Source organism: Pseudoalteromonas aliena (assembly GCF_038155085.1).
Classification (GTDB): Bacteria; Pseudomonadota; Gammaproteobacteria; order Enterobacterales; family Alteromonadaceae; genus Pseudoalteromonas; species Pseudoalteromonas aliena_A.
In genome coordinates this window covers 1-230 of sequence record NZ_JBAKAU010000120.1, presented here as the reverse complement: position 1 = coordinate 230, position 230 = coordinate 1, and the positions used below count along the sequence as shown (strand labels likewise).

Genomic DNA, 230 nt, shown 5'->3' with positions numbered 1-230 from the left:
GTGGGTGGGGTCTTGCTAACAATTGATTGTGCGGCAGTGCCAGGTAAACGCATGTTAAGTTATACAGGTTCTCTTGGCGATGTAATGCAACAGTCGATTCAGGCTGCGATGTCGGTTGTGCGTAATCGAGCAGATACTTTTCGTATTAATTGCGACTTTTATGAAAAACGTGATATTCACGTACACTTACCTGAAGGCGCAACACCTAAAGATGGTCCAAGTGCCGGTGC

The 230-nt window shown here is 46.1% G+C and carries 1 protein-coding gene; it reads left to right on the top strand.

Annotated features, from left to right (window positions below; all coding sequences use genetic code 11):
• Positions 1-230: S16 family serine protease (locus tag V6260_RS18770; protein WP_341595588.1), on the top strand; the 230-nt coding region annotated here is incomplete at both ends.